Source organism: Acinetobacter sp. NigerLNRRAM0016 (assembly GCF_054112845.1).
In genome coordinates this window covers 31,012-47,553 of the sequence record NZ_JBSYVT010000010.1, presented here as the reverse complement: position 1 = coordinate 47,553, position 16,542 = coordinate 31,012, and the positions used below count along the sequence as shown (strand labels likewise).

General features: G+C 43.4%; 18 protein-coding genes. 13 read left to right on the top strand and 5 right to left on the bottom strand.

All coding sequences use genetic code 11. The annotated features are described in order from the left end of the window. Positions 1-8 precede the first annotated feature (8 nt). The 8 genes from secY (at position 9) to ACWQ4X_RS08425 (ending at position 6,067) form a co-directional block, all read left to right on the top strand. A complete protein-coding gene (secY, locus tag ACWQ4X_RS08460) occupies positions 9-1,328 on the top strand; it encodes a preprotein translocase subunit SecY (protein ID WP_457903372.1) in 1,320 nt (439 codons plus the stop codon). 20 nt (positions 1,329-1,348) lie between these two features. After that, complete coding sequence (gene rpmJ / locus ACWQ4X_RS08455; protein WP_000867907.1) at positions 1,349-1,465, top strand: 50S ribosomal protein L36; 117 nt, start codon at positions 1,349-1,351, stop codon at positions 1,463-1,465. A 109-nt stretch (positions 1,466-1,574) separates the two neighbouring features. Continuing rightward, positions 1,575-1,931: a 30S ribosomal protein S13 gene (gene rpsM, locus ACWQ4X_RS08450; RefSeq protein ID WP_016168588.1), complete on the top strand. Its 357-nt coding sequence runs from the start codon at positions 1,575-1,577 to the stop codon at positions 1,929-1,931. 19 nt (positions 1,932-1,950) lie between these two features. Further along, positions 1,951-2,337: a 30S ribosomal protein S11 gene (rpsK, locus tag ACWQ4X_RS08445; RefSeq protein ID WP_004281491.1), complete on the top strand. Its 387-nt coding sequence runs from the start codon at positions 1,951-1,953 to the stop codon at positions 2,335-2,337. A 12-nt stretch (positions 2,338-2,349) separates the two neighbouring features. Further along, complete coding sequence (gene rpsD / locus ACWQ4X_RS08440; RefSeq protein WP_100241831.1) at positions 2,350-2,973, top strand: 30S ribosomal protein S4; 624 nt, start codon at positions 2,350-2,352, stop codon at positions 2,971-2,973. 16 nt (positions 2,974-2,989) lie between these two features. Beyond that, positions 2,990-3,997 carry a DNA-directed RNA polymerase subunit alpha gene (locus ACWQ4X_RS08435; RefSeq protein WP_016168586.1) on the top strand — a complete coding sequence of 336 codons (1,008 nt, stop codon included), beginning with the start codon at positions 2,990-2,992 and terminating at the stop codon, positions 3,995-3,997. A gap of 18 nt (positions 3,998-4,015) precedes the next feature. Further along, entirely contained in the window at positions 4,016-4,381 is a 366-nt protein-coding gene (rplQ, locus tag ACWQ4X_RS08430) for a 50S ribosomal protein L17 (protein ID WP_004974746.1), read from the top strand. A gap of 195 nt (positions 4,382-4,576) precedes the next feature. Beyond that, a complete protein-coding gene (locus ACWQ4X_RS08425) occupies positions 4,577-6,067 on the top strand; it encodes a flavin-containing monooxygenase (protein WP_457903328.1) in 1,491 nt (496 codons plus the stop codon). 62 nt (positions 6,068-6,129) lie between these two features. On the opposite strand, the gene ACWQ4X_RS08420 is transcribed toward ACWQ4X_RS08425, so the two are convergent. Then, on the bottom strand, positions 6,130-7,302 hold the full coding sequence (locus tag ACWQ4X_RS08420; protein WP_457903327.1) for an acyl-CoA dehydrogenase family protein: 1,173 nt from the start codon (positions 7,300-7,302) through the stop codon (positions 6,130-6,132). A gap of 187 nt (positions 7,303-7,489) precedes the next feature. Between ACWQ4X_RS08420 and ACWQ4X_RS08415 the strand changes: the two genes are divergently transcribed. From ACWQ4X_RS08415 to ACWQ4X_RS08395, 5 genes are all read left to right on the top strand, one after another. Continuing rightward, positions 7,490-7,747 (top strand): FAD assembly factor SdhE, encoded by a 258-nt coding sequence (locus ACWQ4X_RS08415; RefSeq protein WP_100241829.1) that lies wholly within the window; start codon positions 7,490-7,492, stop codon positions 7,745-7,747. After that, entirely contained in the window at positions 7,740-8,123 is a 384-nt protein-coding gene (locus ACWQ4X_RS08410) for a hypothetical protein (RefSeq protein ID WP_457903326.1), read from the top strand. The genes ACWQ4X_RS08415 and ACWQ4X_RS08410 overlap by 8 nt, the downstream gene beginning before the upstream one ends. A 518-nt stretch (positions 8,124-8,641) precedes the next feature. Beyond that, entirely contained in the window at positions 8,642-9,706 is a 1,065-nt protein-coding gene (locus tag ACWQ4X_RS08405) for a hypothetical protein (protein WP_457903325.1), read from the top strand. Between the two features lie 60 nt (positions 9,707-9,766). Further along, entirely contained in the window at positions 9,767-10,348 is a 582-nt protein-coding gene (rrtA, locus tag ACWQ4X_RS08400; RefSeq protein ID WP_100241826.1) for a rhombosortase, read from the top strand. A gap of 162 nt (positions 10,349-10,510) precedes the next feature. Next, the gene (locus ACWQ4X_RS08395; RefSeq protein WP_457903371.1) at positions 10,511-12,796 is read left to right on the top strand and encodes a TRAP transporter large permease subunit; all 2,286 of its coding nucleotides are present in this window, start codon (positions 10,511-10,513) and stop codon (positions 12,794-12,796) included. 36 nt (positions 12,797-12,832) lie between these two features. On the opposite strand, the gene ACWQ4X_RS08390 is transcribed toward ACWQ4X_RS08395, so the two are convergent. The 4 genes from ACWQ4X_RS08390 to ACWQ4X_RS08375 are packed head-to-tail and all read right to left on the bottom strand — an operon-like array spanning position 12,833 to position 16,507. Further along, positions 12,833-13,708, bottom strand: a complete 876-nt coding sequence (locus ACWQ4X_RS08390; protein WP_457903370.1) for a DMT family transporter — start codon at positions 13,706-13,708, stop codon at positions 12,833-12,835. A 57-nt stretch (positions 13,709-13,765) separates the two neighbouring features. Next, positions 13,766-14,206 carry a hypothetical protein gene (locus tag ACWQ4X_RS08385; protein ID WP_457903324.1) on the bottom strand — a complete coding sequence of 147 codons (441 nt, stop codon included), beginning with the start codon at positions 14,204-14,206 and terminating at the stop codon, positions 13,766-13,768. Between the two features lie 16 nt (positions 14,207-14,222). Beyond that, entirely contained in the window at positions 14,223-14,429 is a 207-nt protein-coding gene (locus ACWQ4X_RS08380) for a YheV family putative metal-binding protein (RefSeq protein ID WP_100241823.1), read from the bottom strand. A 38-nt stretch (positions 14,430-14,467) separates the two neighbouring features. Beyond that, on the bottom strand, positions 14,468-16,507 hold the full coding sequence (locus ACWQ4X_RS08375) for a M3 family metallopeptidase (RefSeq protein WP_457903323.1): 2,040 nt from the start codon (positions 16,505-16,507) through the stop codon (positions 14,468-14,470). Between the last annotated feature and the right edge of the window lie 35 nt (positions 16,508-16,542).

Genomic DNA, 16,542 nt, shown 5'->3' with positions numbered 1-16,542 from the left:
TTCACATGATGAAAGGGCAACCATTTTACGTGAAATACCGTGAAATTATTCGCCGAATGATGTTTCTCTTCGGTGCATTGTTGGTTTTTCGACTAGGAGCGCATATTCCAGTACCGGGCATTAATAATGCTGCACTTGAAAACCTTTTTAATGCAAACCAAGGTACGATCCTTGGTTTGTTTAACATGTTTTCAGGTGGTGCTTTAGAAAGAATGTCAATTCTTGCCTTGGGGATTATGCCGTATATTTCTGCCTCAATTATTGTGCAGTTAATGTCGACAGTAATTCCATCACTCGAAGCTTTGAAAAAAGAGGGTGAGCAAGGAAAACGTAAGATTAACCAATATACACGTCAAGGTACGTTGTTTCTTGCTTTAGTGCAGGCAACAGGGATGTGTGCTGGTTTGATCAGTCAGGGCATTACGCTATCTGTTGGTTTAGCCTTCTACGTTCCAGCTGTAACTTCATTGGTTGCAGGTACCATGTTCTTAATGTGGTTGGGCGAACAAATTACCGAACGCGGAGTGGGTAATGGTATTTCCATGATCATTTTCGCAGGTATTGTTGCGGGATTGCCGAATTTAATCATGCAATCTATTTCATCGGTAGATAATGGTCAAACAAGCCTGATTGGCTTGGCTATTTTTGGTCTGTTATCTCTAGCGGTGTTGGCAGCAATTGTGTTTATTGAGAAAGCGCAACGTCGTATTCCAGTAAACTATGCTCAAAAACAGCAAGGTCGTCGTGTATTTACTGCGCAACAAACGCATTTGCCATTAAAAATTAATATGGCAGGTGTGATTCCAGCGATCTTTGCAAGTTCTTTACTGTTGTTTCCAGCCAGTCTGGGTCAATGGGTAGGTAGCTCAGATCCAAGTGCAGGGATTATCAAGCGTAGTCTGCAAGATTTGGCTCTTTTATTGTCGCCTGGACAGCCGTTGTATTTGGTGCTCTTTGGTGCGTTAATTATCTTTTTCTGTTATTTCTATACAGCGCTAGTATTTAGTCCTAAAGAAGTATCAGAGAACTTAAAACGCAGCGGAGCTTATGTGCCTGGTATTCGCCCAGGTGAGCAAACTGCTCGTTATTTAGATCATATTCTCAATCGTTTGACATTTATTGGTGCGATTTATATTACGATCGTGTGTTTAATGCCGATGATTCTGCAAAGCTCGTTTGGTATCCCATTCTATTTAGGTGGTACTTCTTTGCTGATCGTTGTTGTTGTTGTTATGGATTTCATGGCGCAATTGCAAGCACACCTGACTTCTCATCAATATGATAATCAAACCTTAATGAGAAAAACGACTGCTCATCCGAAGGGATAAGCGCACTTAGAGGTTTCATCATGAAAGTACAAGCTTCTGTAAAGAAAATTTGTGGTAGCTGTAAAGTTATCCGTCGTAATGGGGTTATTCGCGTAATTTGCAGCGCAGAACCTCGTCATAAGCAGCGTCAAGGTTAAAATCTGATCAAGACCTGTTGATTTCAGTAGGCTAATTAGGTTATTATCCGCCCCTCAAGATTTTTGTGGGGCGGTTGATTATCTCTACTGCCTTTTTGGAGAAAATTGAATGGCTCGTATTGCCGGTGTAAACATTCCGGATAACAAGCATGCTGTTATCTCTCTCACTTATATCTTTGGTATTGGTCGCCACACTGCTAAGAACATCTTGGCTGCTGTTGGTATCGCACCGACTACAAAGATTCGTGAATTAGATGATGCTCAGCTTGATGCGATTCGTGCAGAAGTTACCAAGGTTCCTACCGAAGGTGATTTACGTCGCGAAATTTCCATGAACATTAAACGTTTAATGGATTTAGGCTGCTACCGCGGTCTTCGTCATCGTCGCAGCTTGCCTGTCCGCGGACAACGCACCAAAACTAACGCACGTACCCGTAAAGGTCCGCGCAAACCTATTAAGAAATAAGATTTCTGGAAGCTAAAAGATGGCTAAAGATACTCGCGCACGCAAGAAGGTCACTCGTACCGTCTCTGAAGGTGTCGCACACATTCACGCTTCTTTTAATAACACCATTGTAACGATCACTGATCGTCAAGGTAATGCATTGGCTTGGGCTACTTCAGGTGGACAAGGCTTCCGTGGATCACGTAAATCAACTCCGTTTGCTGCTCAGGTAGCTGCTGAAGTTGCTGGTAAAGCTGCTTTAGATTACGGTTTGAAAAACTTGGACGTCCTTGTAAAAGGTCCTGGTCCTGGTCGTGAGTCTGCGGTTCGTGCATTAGGTGCAGTGGGTTATAAAATTAACAGCATTACCGATGTGACTCCAATTCCGCACAACGGTTGCCGTCCACCTAAAAAACGTCGCGTGTAAGGAGAAACATTCATGGCTCGTTATATTGGTCCAAAATGCAAACTCTCTCGCCGCGAAGGGACAGACCTGCAATTAAAATCTGGCGTTAAACCATTTGACGTTAAGACTAAAAAACATGCTAAAGCTCCTGGCCAACATGGTCAAAGCCGTGCAAAACAATCTGAGTATTCACTACAATTACGTGAAAAACAAAAAGTACGTCGTATGTACGGTGTTTTAGAGCGTCAATTTAGTAACTACTATAAAGAAGCTGCTCGTGTTAAAGGCGCAACAGGTGAAAACTTGTTGAAATTGCTTGAAAGCCGTCTTGATAACGTTGTTTATCGCATGGGTTTTGGTTCTACACGTGCAGAAGCTCGTCAGCTCGTATCTCACCGTAGTGTTACTTTGAATGGTCGTCGTGTTAACATTGCGTCTATCCAAGTAAAAGCTGGTGATGTTATTGCAGTTCACGAAGGTGCTAAACAACAATTGCGTATCAAAAATGCAATTGAATTAGCTGCTCAACGTGGTATTCCTTCTTGGATGGAAGTTGATCATTCTAAGCTGGAAGGTACGTTCAAAGCTGCACCTGATCGTTCTGATTTACCTGCTGAAATCAACGAAAGCTTGATTGTAGAATTGTATTCTAAATAATCCTTGAGGTAGCAATATGACGCGTACTGCAAATGAGTTTCTAACTCCGCAAGCGATCAAGGTCGAAGCGGTAAGCGGGACCTCGGCAAAAGTTATTCTAGAACCATTAGAGCGTGGCTTTGGTCATACTCTTGGTAATGCTTTACGTCGCATCCTTCTTTCTTCTTTACCTGGCGCAGCTGTGGTTGAAGTTGAAATTGAAGGTGTCGAGCACGAGTACAGTACCTTGGAAGGCTTGCAGCAGGACATCGTCGAGCTCTTGCTGAACCTGAAAGGATTGTCTATTAAGCTGTTCGATCAAAATGAAGCTTATTTGACATTAGAGAAACAAGGTCCTGGCGACGTAACTGCTGCTGACCTTCGTTTACCTCATAATGTTGAAGTGGTTAACCCTGAACACTTGATCGGTACATTAAGTGCAACTGGCTCATTAAAAATGCGCCTTAAAGTTGCTCAAGGCCGTGGTTATGAAACTTCTGATTCACGTTTCCCAGAAGGCGAAACTCGCCCAGTGGGTCGTTTACAGTTAGATGCTTCTTATAGCCCAATCAAACGTGTGTCTTACATCGTAGAAAATGCGCGTGTAGAACAACGTACTGACCTTGATAAGCTGATCATTGATCTTGAAACCAATGGTACAGTTGATCCTGAAGAAGCTATCCGCAAAGCGGCAACAATCTTGCAACAACAAATTGCAATTTTTGTTGATCTTCAGAAAGATCAAGCTCCTGTTGCTCAAGAACCTCGTGAAGAAGTTGATCCAATTTTGCTTCGTCCAGTAGATGATCTAGAGCTTACTGTTCGTTCTGCGAATTGTTTAAAAGCAGAAAATATTTACTACATTGGTGATCTTGTACAGCGCACTGAGGTTGAGTTGCTTAAAACTCCTAACCTTGGTAAGAAATCGCTTACTGAGATCAAAGATGTTCTGGCTTCTAAAGGCTTACAACTCGGCATGCGTTTAGAGAACTGGCCACCAGCTAGTCTCCGTATGGACGATCGTTTCGCCTATCGTAGCCGTTAATTTAGTAGGACTATCACCATGCGTCATCGTAATAGTGGTGTGAAATTAGGCCGTACAAGCAGTCATCGTAAAGCGATGTTCCAAAACTTGGCTAATTCTTTGTTCGAACACGAGTTAATTAAAACTACTGTTCCTAAAGCTAAAGAATTACGCCGCGTTGCTGAGCCTTTAATCACTTTAGCTAAAAACGATACTGTTGCAAACCGTCGTTTAGCGTTTGCTCGTACTCGTTCAGCAGCAACTGTTGGTAAATTATTTACCGTTCTTGGCCCTCGTTACAAAGAGCGTAACGGCGGTTATCTACGTGTTCTTAAAGCGGGCTTCCGTGCGGGTGATGCTGCACCGATGGCTTACGTTGAACTAGTAGATCGCGAAGTTAAATAATTTCGTAGAGCTATTCAGTTGTTCTTAAAAAAGGTCGGTTTTTAACCGACCTTTTTTAATGCCTGTTGTTAGACAAAATTTAACGATGTCCCGAAATGACACGTTTTAATAGCGGTTTTAATTAAACTTGACATTGATCATTGTCAGATATGTGCTTTAATAAAAATGTATTATCAGTCAGGTTATAAAAACAACATGGAAAAGCAAATTGATATATTGATTGTGGGTGCTGGCATTTCTGGTATTGGCCTAGCGGCACATTTATCCAAAAATAATCCTCATCGTTCTTACGAGATTATTGAACGTCGCGAGAGTATTGGTGGGACATGGGATTTATTTAAATATCCAGGGATCCGATCTGATTCGGATATGTCGACCTTTGGCTATAATTTTAAGCCTTGGCAGCAATCCAGTGTGTTAGCTGATGGTGCTGCAATAAAAGGTTATTTGTCCGAGGTGGTGGATGAGTTTAATCTTTCTTCTAAAATACATTTTCAACATAATGTTATTTCAGCCAATTACGATTCTGAGATTCAGAAATGGGTGGTTGAAATTGAAGATAATAAGAAAAAGAAACAGACTTGGGTGGCGAATTTTATTTTAGGCTGCACAGGATATTATAACTATGAGCATGGCTATCAGCCTAAATTTTCGAACCAGCTCGAATTTAAGGGTGAGTTTATTCATCCACAGCATTGGCCTGAAAAATTAGACTATCGTGGTAAAAAAGTCCTCATTATTGGCAGTGGTGCAACGGCAATTACTTTGGTACCTGCGATGGCGAAGGGTGGGGCTGCACATGTAACGATGTTGCAACGTTCGCCAACCTATATTGCATCTGTACCTTCAGTTGATTTTGTTTACGATAAAATGCGGAAATACCTACCCGAAGATGTCGCTTATAAATTGACCCGTGCCCGCAATATCGGTATGCAACGTGGTATTTATGCGCTTGCACAAAAGCAGCCCAAATTACTGCGTAAATTTTTATTGAAGTCGATCGAAATGCAGCTCAAAGGTAAGGTGGATATGAAACACTTTACCCCAAGTTATAATCCGTGGGATCAACGTTTGTGTGTGGTTCCTGATGGGGATCTGTTCAAGATTTTGCGTTCAGGGCAAGCCAGTGTAGAAACGGATTTAATCGAAAAGTTTACCGAAACTGGGGTGTTACTGAAGTCTGGTAAACATCTGGATGCAGATATTATTGTGTCTGCAACGGGCTTAGACATTCAAATTCTGGGTGGAATAAAAGCCACTTTGGATGGTCAGCCAATTGATACCTCGAAACATATGCTTTACCAAGGTGTCATGGTCAGTGATGTTCCGAATATGGCCATGATCATTGGTTATATCAATGCTTCTTGGACTTTAAAAGTCGACATTGCGGCAGATTATATCTGTCGTTTGATTAACTATATGGATCAAAAAGGCTATGTACAGGTGATTCCTCAGGGGGATCAGACCGAATTACTGGAAGACACGGTGATGGGCAGTCTGACTTCGGGATATATTGCTCGTGCAGCCAACGTGATGCCTAAACAAGGCAAGCATGCACCTTGGAAAGTCACCAATAATTATCTGGCAGATCGCAAAACCTTAAAACATGCGAATTTTGAAGATGCTGTCTTAAAATTCGAGAAAGCACATCCGTATGATCAACGTAAACCTAAATTGGTGTCATAGTCTGAGTCATAAATCTAAGTCATAAAAAAGGAGCACATCGCTCCTTTTTCATTGGCTTGGTTTTATAGGGTTCGTGAAATCAGTTCTTTCATAATTTCATTGGTTCCCGCATAGATTCGATTGGCACGATGATCGATATAGGCACGGGCAATTGGATATTCCAGCATGTAACCGTATCCACCATGCAGTTGTAAGCATTCATCCACCACTTTGGAGTACATCTCTGAAATTTTGTATTTGGCAGCTGCCGCAGCATCAACTCCGAGTTGTCCTTGAAGTTGATGTTGCATACAACAGTCAAGGTAAGTGCGACAAAAATCAATTTCGGTACGCAGCTCCGCTAATTGAAAGCGAGTATTCTGAAAAGAAGCGATCGGTTTGCCAAAGGCGTTACGCTGCTTGGTGTATCGCACAGTATGCGCAAAAGCCGCCTCTGCACCGGCCTGACAAATAATTGCCACTAACATACGTTCCCATGCCAATTCCTTCATCAGCATCATAAAGCCCATGCCTTCAGCACCCAGCAAATTTTGCTTGGGTACACGGACATCATCAAAGAACAACTCGCAGGTATCCTGACCTTTCATGCCAATTTTATGCAGGGGTTTACCTTTGCTGAACCCTGCACGATCTGCTTCAACCATGATGAGAGACAGATTGGCTGAGCCTTTGTCGCTATGGCCTGTTTTACACACCACGATAGCCATATCGCACAGGTAGCCATTGGTAATAAAAATTTTGGAGCCATTAATGACATATTCATCACCATCAAGGACTGCTGTAGTTTTTACTGCTTGCAAATCTGAGCCTGTACCCGGTTCTGTCATGGCAATCGCTGTCACGATGTCACCCGTCGCCATTTTCGGAAGCCAGTACTGCTTTTGTTCTTCATTGCCAAAATTCAAAATGTAGTTGGCGACAATGTCGGAATGCAGGGAAAAGCCAGTTGCGGAGTCCATGGCATAGGCCTGCTCTTCAATCAGAATCATGCTGTAGAGACGATTGACTCCTGAACCGCCATAGATTTCGGGCATGGTGGCGCAGAGTAAACCGAGCGCACCCGCCTTGTTCCACAAATCACGATCAACGTGTTGTTGTTGTTCATATTTTTCAGTATTTGGAATCACTTCCTGTGTATAAAATTTACGTACAGTTTCACGAAATGCTTCGTGTTCTTCAGTGAACAGTTGGCGTGGTAGCATTGGGTCGAGCGGGCAAATAGCACCAGATTGCATGAGGTTGAAGTCCTTGAATTATAATTGTGCGTACGAAGTTAAAAGATCTGCTGGGCGTTGGGCAATGTGAGCAATGCTCAATTCCATAATAAAAATGGTAGATTTGGTCATTCAGTGGAAATGTGCTCGAAATTGGCTAAATGATTCGGTTAAACTAGGGTAATTCTGTTCGGCCTAGGGGAATATAATGAGCGAAGAAATGACGCTTGAAGAACGCAAAGTGATTTACCGTGCACGTCGTGGATTAAAAGAAATTGATGTGTATTTTGACCCATATGTTCGCAATTATTATTTAAATGCTTCTCCTGAAGAAAAGGCATTATTTGCTGAATTGGTCGATCAAGAAGATCCTGATTTACTGGATTGGTTTATGGAAGTGGGTGAACCGCCTCGCGCTGAAATCAAGACGTTTATTCTTAAATTAAAGCATTATGTTCATGGCTAATACAGCCTATTATTTGAAACGCAGTCGCGTGGCGGTTGTGTTTCAAATCTGTATTTTAATCCTCATTCTAAGTGTAGCCTTTATTTTATTACCACTTTGGTTAGCTTGTATCGCTCTAGTGGTTGTATTGCTCTCATTCTGGCGACAGTTGCAACGCGCCACTGTATCTTATTTTGAACCTTTCTCCTTAGATGAATGGTCGGTTGCTAACACTGATCAGCAGGTGGAGCGCATGCAACTCCTGCGTGTGGTGGATCATCACTGGTATATCGTGCTGTATTTCCAGCAGCCACAACGCTGTAGCTATGTGATTTGGTACGACCAACTGACCTTGGCTGATTGGAAAAGACTTAAGTTATTGGCAAAAATGCTCTAATTGTCAGACACCTGATGGTATGTCTTGTTTTATTAAAATGATAAAAATCAAATTATTATATATATTTTAACTTGTTCCTGTCAGACAGAAACTCAATAAATTGGCATAAAGTATAAATTGTTAGACAATTTTAGCGCTTCCAACTGCATTTTCTTTGTACATTAAAACCACCAAACAGCAGACGAGGAGATCAATATGATTTTTCCCACGTGGATGTTTCTGATGATGGCGATTGTTTTGGCAATTGTTATAGGACGATTAGGAACGGTGCTGAAGGATCGATTTGCACAAACATAAAGCCCTTCGGGCGTTCATTTAATAGGTAGCATGTGCTGAACCGTCGCAATGCTACTTTTTTTTGCCCAAAATTTAATAATCCTGCTTTTCCAGTCAATTTTTCTCTTTATTTTTCATGGCAAAGTAATGCTTTGAATTAGAGTAAATACTCTTTTCTTCAAAATTCGCTTCTGCTATGTTTACTGCGAAGGACACAAACAAAAAATATAGAGGACAGGAAGATGTCGCAAGTCCAGAAAATTTGCCAAGGTATGGCGATTTTAATGATTACAACAACCGTATTTACAGGGTGTTCGCATGTGGTGAAATCAGGTGCGAATGTCGCTTTGGGATTTAGTGAAAAACATATTGTACCGCCCATTTTAGCCATGGATGATGCAGATATGGTCTGTAACTCAGGTACTGCCTTAACCCCAGCCATCATGTCGACCCAAGATATGGGTGCAGATCCGACCCGTATTGCCATTTTACTGTATTCCGCTGCGGGAACATGCGCTGAAAATCATGCTTTGGATGCCGAGCTACGCTATTTACGTGCATCTAAATCGGGGCAAGTTACTGAAGCGCAGGATGCACGAATTGAACAAAAGCGTTGGTCAGCAGTAGCAGCACAGCGTCAGTATGTGGGCTATCAACTGTTAGAAAAGCGCTGGCAAGCCAAATACCAGCAAGCTTTGGGTGAAAGTTGCCCGAAGATGAAAAGTGACATTGATCAGACCGTATATTTACTGGGGATGCTCAGTGGTTTGCAAGCCATGACCAATGACATTAACTCAGGAGGTGCAGTCAATGTACCGAAAGACATCGCTGCGATCGTTGAGCGCGGGATGGTCTGCTTGAACAATGAAAAGTTCTGGGGCGCACCAGAGGCGACTCGTGCAGCCATCTGGACATTACTGCCAGGCGCGGGGGATGGTAAACCAGATCCATACCAAACCCTTAAACAATCAATGCAAATTGGCGAACAAAAAGGGGTACGCTTACCACATGCCTTATATGCGGTTGCGGCACAAGCCAGTGGCGATGATGCCAAAATTCGTGATGCCTTAAAGCAGTTTGCTGCTGCACGTTCGGATGAAAAGCCTGTCAATCCTCAGTTCAAGCTGATTGATAGTATGGCTGCCAGTATGGTGCAAGGGATCTCTGATCGTTACTGGACAGAACATACGGGCAAACGTACAGGTGATGGGGGGATGCGCCAATTCTGGGATGAGCAGGATGACAGTGCAGGTTTGGATGATCTGTTTGATGCATCTGAAGATACCACCAGTAGCACCAAACAATAGCCAAGGTCGAGCCTGCGAATAGCCGTAATGGAAGTGCTGCTGAGGTAGAGGGAGATGCTAATGAATGATCCATATGTTGCTCGAAAAGTGCTGTTTATCGCAGGGGTTGCTTCAATCTCTGCCAGCCTACAGATTTTTGCAGACTATTTTATTTATTGGCGACCAGATCTGTTGGCACAATTCTGGCGCCTTTGGACGGCACATTGGGTGCATGTCGGATGGATTCATTATCTGCTCAATATGCTGGCCTTTGCCTGTTTACCTTTTATTTTTCCGCATGTACGCGTGTGGAAATTTGCAGCATTGCTGCTCTTGCTTCCAGTCTGTATCAGTCTGAGTTTTTATTATGGCTTTCCTGATATTGAAGCCTATGCAGGACTTTCAGGTGTCTTGCATGGGGCTTATGTTGCTGTGGCATTGGTTCATCTTAGTTATGCCCATGAACGTAAATTTGCGGCAGGCGTGTTGGGGCTGATTGTGTTGAAGTTGATTTGGGAAAATACCTTGGGGAATACTAGCACTGCCGAATTGATTGGCAGTCCTGTTTTGGTCGAAGCGCATTTGTTGGGTGCGATTTGGGGCATGCTGTTGGCCGCAGTGTATTTTCCTTTTCATTTAAGGCTGTTGAAGCCAAACAGTTGACATTTTAAGCAGAAAGAAAACAAAAGCAGTCATTTTTTTCAGTCTGAAAGTCATGCAGAGTGAAGTTGAAAAATAAAGATAGCAACAGAATATGGAGATGTTCTGTGCAGAGAGATGTCTACATCATCATTGATGATGAGTAAAATAAAAATAGGAACGCATATGTACGATGCAGGACAGAAACGGTCTGGATTAGACCTGTTTAAATATATTTGGACTGAATGGATCTCCGCCTTTGTAATTTTGGTGTTGCTGGTTTTAACACTGATTATTGGCACAGGTGAAATGATTCATGGACAATTATTGCGCATGGGGGAAAGCCTGTATGGCGACCCTGCCAAAGGTATGCAATATTCTTTCTTAAGAGCAGAACCGAGCAAACCTGATTGTAACCGTCATCCGAATGTGGATGCATTGGTTCAAGCACAAATGAAAACCAATGCAGCAGATGAGTTTGCCGATATTTTTGGTACGGCTTCAGAATCGGATGTCAGGGCTTCAATTCTTGCGGCACAAAATTTATGTGAAGAAAAATATCAGTTCTACGATAAAGCCATGCAACACATGCAGGCACATCCAACCTTAAGAACCTACCGTACCGTGGAAACCACCTTCTTTGGGGTGTTTAAGTTTGGGAGTGAAAATCGCGCTATTTTACTGGTGTTGATGGTGGTATTTGCAGCCATCAGCGCAACCCTAAAAACCCATCATATTGGTTTACGTAGTCCTGCGACTAAAATTGATTTTAGGGTATATAGCCTATTTATGCTGGTGGCAAATGGCTTTTTAGTGGCATCCAGTTTAAGCCAGTATCATTCTGTCCAGAACTCAGGTGTACCGATGACGGGTGAAATGTTCAGTATTTACTGGATGTGGATTACGTTATTTGGTTTGCTGACCTTGATTAGCCTGTTTCAATTATTTAAACAGCCTGCGCTGACCAAAGAGGGCGGGCGCTTGGGCATGGCATTTTTAAGTGTGCCTTTATATGCCTATATGGCGGTGATTACAGGTGTTGCCTTTACCTTCTTTATGGACTACCCAATGGGACAAGGGATTTACTTGGGGCAACTGGTCGAGTTCTCCAGTATCTTCCTGAATCTTGCGCTCTTTATCTGGGCGGGGATGTTGTTAAAGCAAACCCGAATTGTGGATTTATTCCTGAATATTTTGCGTCCATGGAATCTGGCGCCTGAAACCTTAACTTGGCTCATTCTAATTGCGGCGGCATTACCAACCGCTTATACCGGTGCCTCAGGGATTTTCGTGATTGCGGCTGGAGCAATCATTTATAAAGAAGTCTGGAATGCGGGAGGGCGCCGTCAATTTGCTTTGGCAGCAACAGCGATGTCGGGTTCTTTGGGTGTGGTATTAAGACCGTGTTTATTGATTGTGGTAGTGGCATCACTGAATAAGGAAGTCACGACAGACTGGCTGTATCAATACGGCAGTTATACCTTCCTGCTAACATCAACCTTGTTTTTAGTGGTGTCACTGTTCCTCGCGGAACAGAAGTTCCGTATTGCACCTTTGCATCTTGCAGCGCCTAAATCTGTCCGCGCAATTGCACCTGTTTTGCCTTATATTTTAATTTTTGTGCTGATCTGGTTGTTTTATAAATATGCCTTATCGACAGATCTGAATGAATTTACTGCACCTGTGATGATGCCGATCATTCTGCTGGTTATGGTGTTGTTTGATAAATTAAGTCATGAACCTGCTCCGATTCAAGCGGTCGGACATTGGGATGAAACGCTGGATTTAAATTATGCATCATCGACTCAACCTGCGATGGCGGGTGCTGATTTATCTAATACCGCGGAATATCGAGAGGGGATTTATACAGAGCAAGTGGCAGATGAGCTTGCTGTCAATCATGCGGTGCAACATTCAGAAAAGTTAGATCCGATGCGCCAAGTGGGTTTCTGGAAATCGTTGCATATTTCGACCAGTGAGACGGTTGGGCATATTGGGGCATTGGTCATTCTCATGGCATTATCGGTCAGTGTCGGGGGCTTCTTGGAGCGGATTGAAGTCATGAGTATATTCCCAACGGATATTGGGAATATTTATTTAGTAATTACGATGATTGTGGCGCTGATGATTGTGGTCGGCATGATTATGGATCCGTTTGGTGCTGTGATTTTAATTTCAGCGACGGTTGCCCCAGTCGCCTATCAGTATGGCATTCATCCTGTTCATTTCTGGATGATTACCTTGATTGGATTTGAATTGGGTTATGTGACGCCGCCTGTGGCGCTGAATCATTTGCTGGCGCGTCAATCGATTGGTGATGCAGAAGTCGCGGAAGCGGATGCAGAAGTTCGACATGCATCTTTTTATTATCGCTACGAACGCTGGATCTTGCCACTCTTGGTGTTATTCCCTGCCATGCTGATTATTGCTTATGTGCCTTATTTGTTTAAATTGTTTGGTTGGTATCACTGAGCGACTTGAATAATAGATAAAGCGCCTTCGGGTGCTTTATGTTTTTTGGCGTTGTTGAAATAGAGGACTACAAAAGAGGATACCGCCCAAGATCAAACTGAAACCAATGAGGCTGTAGTGGTCAGGCACTTCCTGCCAGAAAATGTAGCCCCAAGTTCCTGCAAAAATAATTGCAATATAATTCACGGGACCAATCTGACCAGCAGGTGCCAATTGGTAGGCTTTGGACATGAAAATCTGGCTGATGTTCGCCAATACGCCTGCGGTAATCAAAAAGCTGAGTTCATGCAGTGTATAAGGTCGCCATAACCAGAACATGGGAAGCATGGAAATGAGCGTACCAATCAAGCAGAAGTAAAATACAATCCGTTCAGGTGGCTCGGTACTGGTTAGCGCACGCACGGTGACAAACGCCATGGCGGCTAAAAAGCTCGCGATTAAGCCAATCAGGGAAATCTGGTTGAAGAGTCCTGAGTTTGGTTTTGCCACAAACAAGACACCCGCCAGACCAATGACAGCAGCTAAGAGCATGGAACGGGTAATTTTTTCTTTTAAAAATAAACATGCAATCAGTGGAATGAAGATGGGGGAGGAATAAGTAAACACCATGGCATTAGAGAGTTTTAAATGCGCAATGGCATAGAAAAAGCCGTACATGGCAATTAGACCGACCACGGCACGCCACATGTGCATCCAGATTTTACGGGTTTTAAAAAAGCCCAGACCTTTATTGAACATGATCGGCAAAAAGACGAATAAGCCAATAAAATTGCGAAAAAAGACAATGGTCGGATTATCGACGCTATAAGAGGCATAACGAATACAGACGCCCATCAGCGAAAATAAAAAGGCCGATAGGGTTAGAAAACCAAGCGCCTTGACCAGATTGCGATTGGTTGGGGAGATGTTCATGCGAAAATTCGGCATAGTCATAGACGCATCTATTCTAGCCGAATTTTAAGTAATCGGTTATTGAGCTTGTGCGAGTTGTGCTTCGAGTAACTTAATTTGTTCCTCTTTCAACTCAATCAGGTCATCTGCATCATGATGTTGTGCTTTCAGCATTTTTTCTTGATCATTCAGTTGCGTCTGAATGTCATCCAGTTTGGCAATTTCTTCTTTTGCCAATGCTGCATTTTTCGGCACATCTTGTTTCAATAGGCTTGCATCCACCAATTGGATTGGCGCATCTGCAGTATCGGCTGTTGCCGTAGATGCTGCCGTTTCAGCGGCAGGAGCAAGTGCTTGAGCTGCTGGTTTTGCTGCTGCACGCGCGACTGGCTGCTCTAACTCATGTTTTGGTTGCGAGGAGGTCATCCATTGGTAGGCAAGAAAAATAGCCACCACGGCAAGCAGTCCTGCAATGATCCCCATTAAAAGTTTTGAATTTTGTCTTTGATCTAACGTCATGACTTGAACCTTGTGGTTATTCAGGCTGACGAGGTTTAAATTGAATGACCCCAATTTCGTCTGGATATTCAGGCTCAGCAGGCTCGACATGGGTCGGACGCTTTTCTGTATATTCACACTCTATACATTCAATCCACTCGTCATCCACAGTGATGATCTTAACCACACGATCTAAAGCTCCGCATTTAGGACATTTTGCGCCTGCGATAAACTGTCTTTTCATGTCAGTTAATAACACCCTGTGAACAATAATGACGTAGTTTAAGCGCTTTTATTGGTGTTCGTCCAACCCTGATGGCGTAATAATGCGTCTATTTTTGGCTCGCGTCCGCGGAAATTGATAAATGCATCAAGCGCTGTATCTTTTCCGCCAACTGCTAGAATAAACTGTCGAAACTCTTTGCCAGTCTGGGTATTGAAAATCCCTTCTTGTTCGAAGCGATCAAAGGCATCGCTGGCTAAAACTTCTGCCCATTTATACGAATAATAACCTGCTGCATAGCCGCCTGCGAAAATGTGGCTGAAGCTATGCTGGAATCGATTGTAGGCAGCTGTCGGGGCAACAGCATAGTTTTGACGAATCTGATCTAAAGTCGTTTGAATACCCGCTGCATTTAATACAGGCGTGGTGCGGTGAATATTGAGATCAAATAAGGCAAATTCGATTTGACGAAGAGTTTGCATGCCTGACTGGAAGAAACGCGCATCGAGTAATGCTTTGAGCAAAGATTCAGGGAGTACGTCTTTGCTTTCAATATGCTCGCTCAGTAAATCGAGGCTTTCTTTGTCCCACGTCCAGAATTCCATAAACTGACTTGGCAGCTCTACTGCATCCCAAGCCACGCCATGCGTGCCTGCCACAGAAATATGATCGACTTCGGTCAACATATGGTGCAAGCCATGTCCAAATTCATGGAACAGGGTGGTCACTTCATCATGGGTCAGTAACGCCGCTTGTCCTGCAACAGGTGGGGTAAAGTTACAGACCATGTAGCAAATCGGTTTTTGTAGACCTTGTGCGGTTTGCATGCGTGAACGGAAACCACTCATCCATGCGCCACCGCGTTTGCCATTACGGGCATACAGATCAAAATAGAAACCACCGACGACTTTGCCTTGATCTTCCAGTTCAAAATATTGTGCATCGGCATGCCAGACAGGTGCTGCGCGCTGTACAACTTGAATGCCATACAGACGTTCAACAATGCTAAATAAGCCTTGTACAATTTTCGGTGCAGGGAAATACGGTTTTAAATCTTCCTGAGACAGATTGAATTGCTGAACTTTGAGTTTTTCAGAGTAAAACCCTGTATCCCACGGTTCGAGGGTGTCAATCCCGTCTTGCACTGCAATGGCTTTTAGCTCCGCAATTTCCTGCTCGGCAGGTTGGCGGGCATGTTCTGCTAGCTCAACCAAAAAGTTGGCCACGGTGTCGACATCGGGTGCCATTTTGCTGGCGAGGGACAGTTCTGCATAGTTGTTAAAACCCAGTAATTGTGCCATTTCCTGACGTAAGCTCAAGATTTCTTCCATCACCGCGGTATTGTCAAATTCAGCTTGTTCTGCCTGATCTGAAGCACGGGTGGTGTAAGCCCGATACAATTCTTCACGTACTGCACGATCTTCAGCATAGGTCATAATCGCCAAATAGGCAGGAATATCTAGCGTCGCAACCGCTTGTTCAAGCTCACGTTGCTGACCATACTGCTTTAACAGTTCAACGCTACTGGCGGGTAAGCCTTTCAGTTGATCTTCGTTCAAAGGTTTGAAATAGGCTTGAGACGCATCCAAGACATGGTTGGAGAAATCGGAAGACAGTTGTGACAGTCGCGCTGAAATTTCAGCATAGCGTTTTTTCGCCTCGCCTTCTAAGGCAACCCCAGAGAGTTTGAAATCTCGTAATGCTAGCTTGATGGCGCTTTGCTGTGCCGCAGGTAGTTTATTAAATTCTGTCGAATCTTGTACTTGCTGATAGGTTTGGTACAGTACGGTGTGTTGCCCGAGCGCAGTGTAATATTCACTCAGTGCAGGGAGCAAAGACTGATAGACCTCACGGGTTTCAACATTGTTCATGACCGCATTTAAATGAGACAGCACACCCCAAGATTCGCTCATGCTATTTTCAAGTTCATCGACTTGGCGTAACACTTGAAGTTGAGCGGCATGCTGTTCAGGGACGGCTATGAGTTCGGCTAAAAATTGCTGACCGTGTTGAATGGCTTGTTCGATTTGTTGTTTTAATTCGCTAAGTTGAATTTGATCAAACTGAGGAACAGGTAAAGTTGCTTGATCTAAGAGCATGTGCATTCGCCATTTCATTTTAAACTTAATCTAGA

Coding starts and splice junctions, on each gene's coding strand:
- secY (WP_457903372.1), top strand. CDS start 9: ATGAAAGGGCAACCATTTTACGTGAAATACCGTGAAATTATTCGCCGA.
- rpmJ (WP_000867907.1), top strand. CDS start 1,349: ATGAAAGTACAAGCTTCTGTAAAGAAAATTTGTGGTAGCTGTAAAGTT.
- rpsM (WP_016168588.1), top strand. CDS start 1,575: ATGGCTCGTATTGCCGGTGTAAACATTCCGGATAACAAGCATGCTGTT.
- rpsK (WP_004281491.1), top strand. CDS start 1,951: ATGGCTAAAGATACTCGCGCACGCAAGAAGGTCACTCGTACCGTCTCT.
- rpsD (WP_100241831.1), top strand. CDS start 2,350: ATGGCTCGTTATATTGGTCCAAAATGCAAACTCTCTCGCCGCGAAGGG.
- ACWQ4X_RS08435 (WP_016168586.1), top strand. CDS start 2,990: ATGACGCGTACTGCAAATGAGTTTCTAACTCCGCAAGCGATCAAGGTC.
- rplQ (WP_004974746.1), top strand. CDS start 4,016: ATGCGTCATCGTAATAGTGGTGTGAAATTAGGCCGTACAAGCAGTCAT.
- ACWQ4X_RS08425 (WP_457903328.1), top strand. CDS start 4,577: ATGGAAAAGCAAATTGATATATTGATTGTGGGTGCTGGCATTTCTGGT.
- ACWQ4X_RS08420 (WP_457903327.1), bottom strand. CDS start 7,302: ATGCAATCTGGTGCTATTTGCCCGCTCGACCCAATGCTACCACGCCAA.
- ACWQ4X_RS08415 (WP_100241829.1), top strand. CDS start 7,490: ATGAGCGAAGAAATGACGCTTGAAGAACGCAAAGTGATTTACCGTGCA.
- ACWQ4X_RS08410 (WP_457903326.1), top strand. CDS start 7,740: ATGGCTAATACAGCCTATTATTTGAAACGCAGTCGCGTGGCGGTTGTG.
- ACWQ4X_RS08405 (WP_457903325.1), top strand. CDS start 8,642: ATGTCGCAAGTCCAGAAAATTTGCCAAGGTATGGCGATTTTAATGATT.
- rrtA (WP_100241826.1), top strand. CDS start 9,767: ATGAATGATCCATATGTTGCTCGAAAAGTGCTGTTTATCGCAGGGGTT.
- ACWQ4X_RS08395 (WP_457903371.1), top strand. CDS start 10,511: ATGTACGATGCAGGACAGAAACGGTCTGGATTAGACCTGTTTAAATAT.
- ACWQ4X_RS08390 (WP_457903370.1), bottom strand. CDS start 13,708: ATGAACATCTCCCCAACCAATCGCAATCTGGTCAAGGCGCTTGGTTTT.
- ACWQ4X_RS08385 (WP_457903324.1), bottom strand. CDS start 14,206: ATGACGTTAGATCAAAGACAAAATTCAAAACTTTTAATGGGGATCATT.
- ACWQ4X_RS08380 (WP_100241823.1), bottom strand. CDS start 14,429: ATGAAAAGACAGTTTATCGCAGGCGCAAAATGTCCTAAATGCGGAGCT.
- ACWQ4X_RS08375 (WP_457903323.1), bottom strand. CDS start 16,507: ATGCTCTTAGATCAAGCAACTTTACCTGTTCCTCAGTTTGATCAAATT.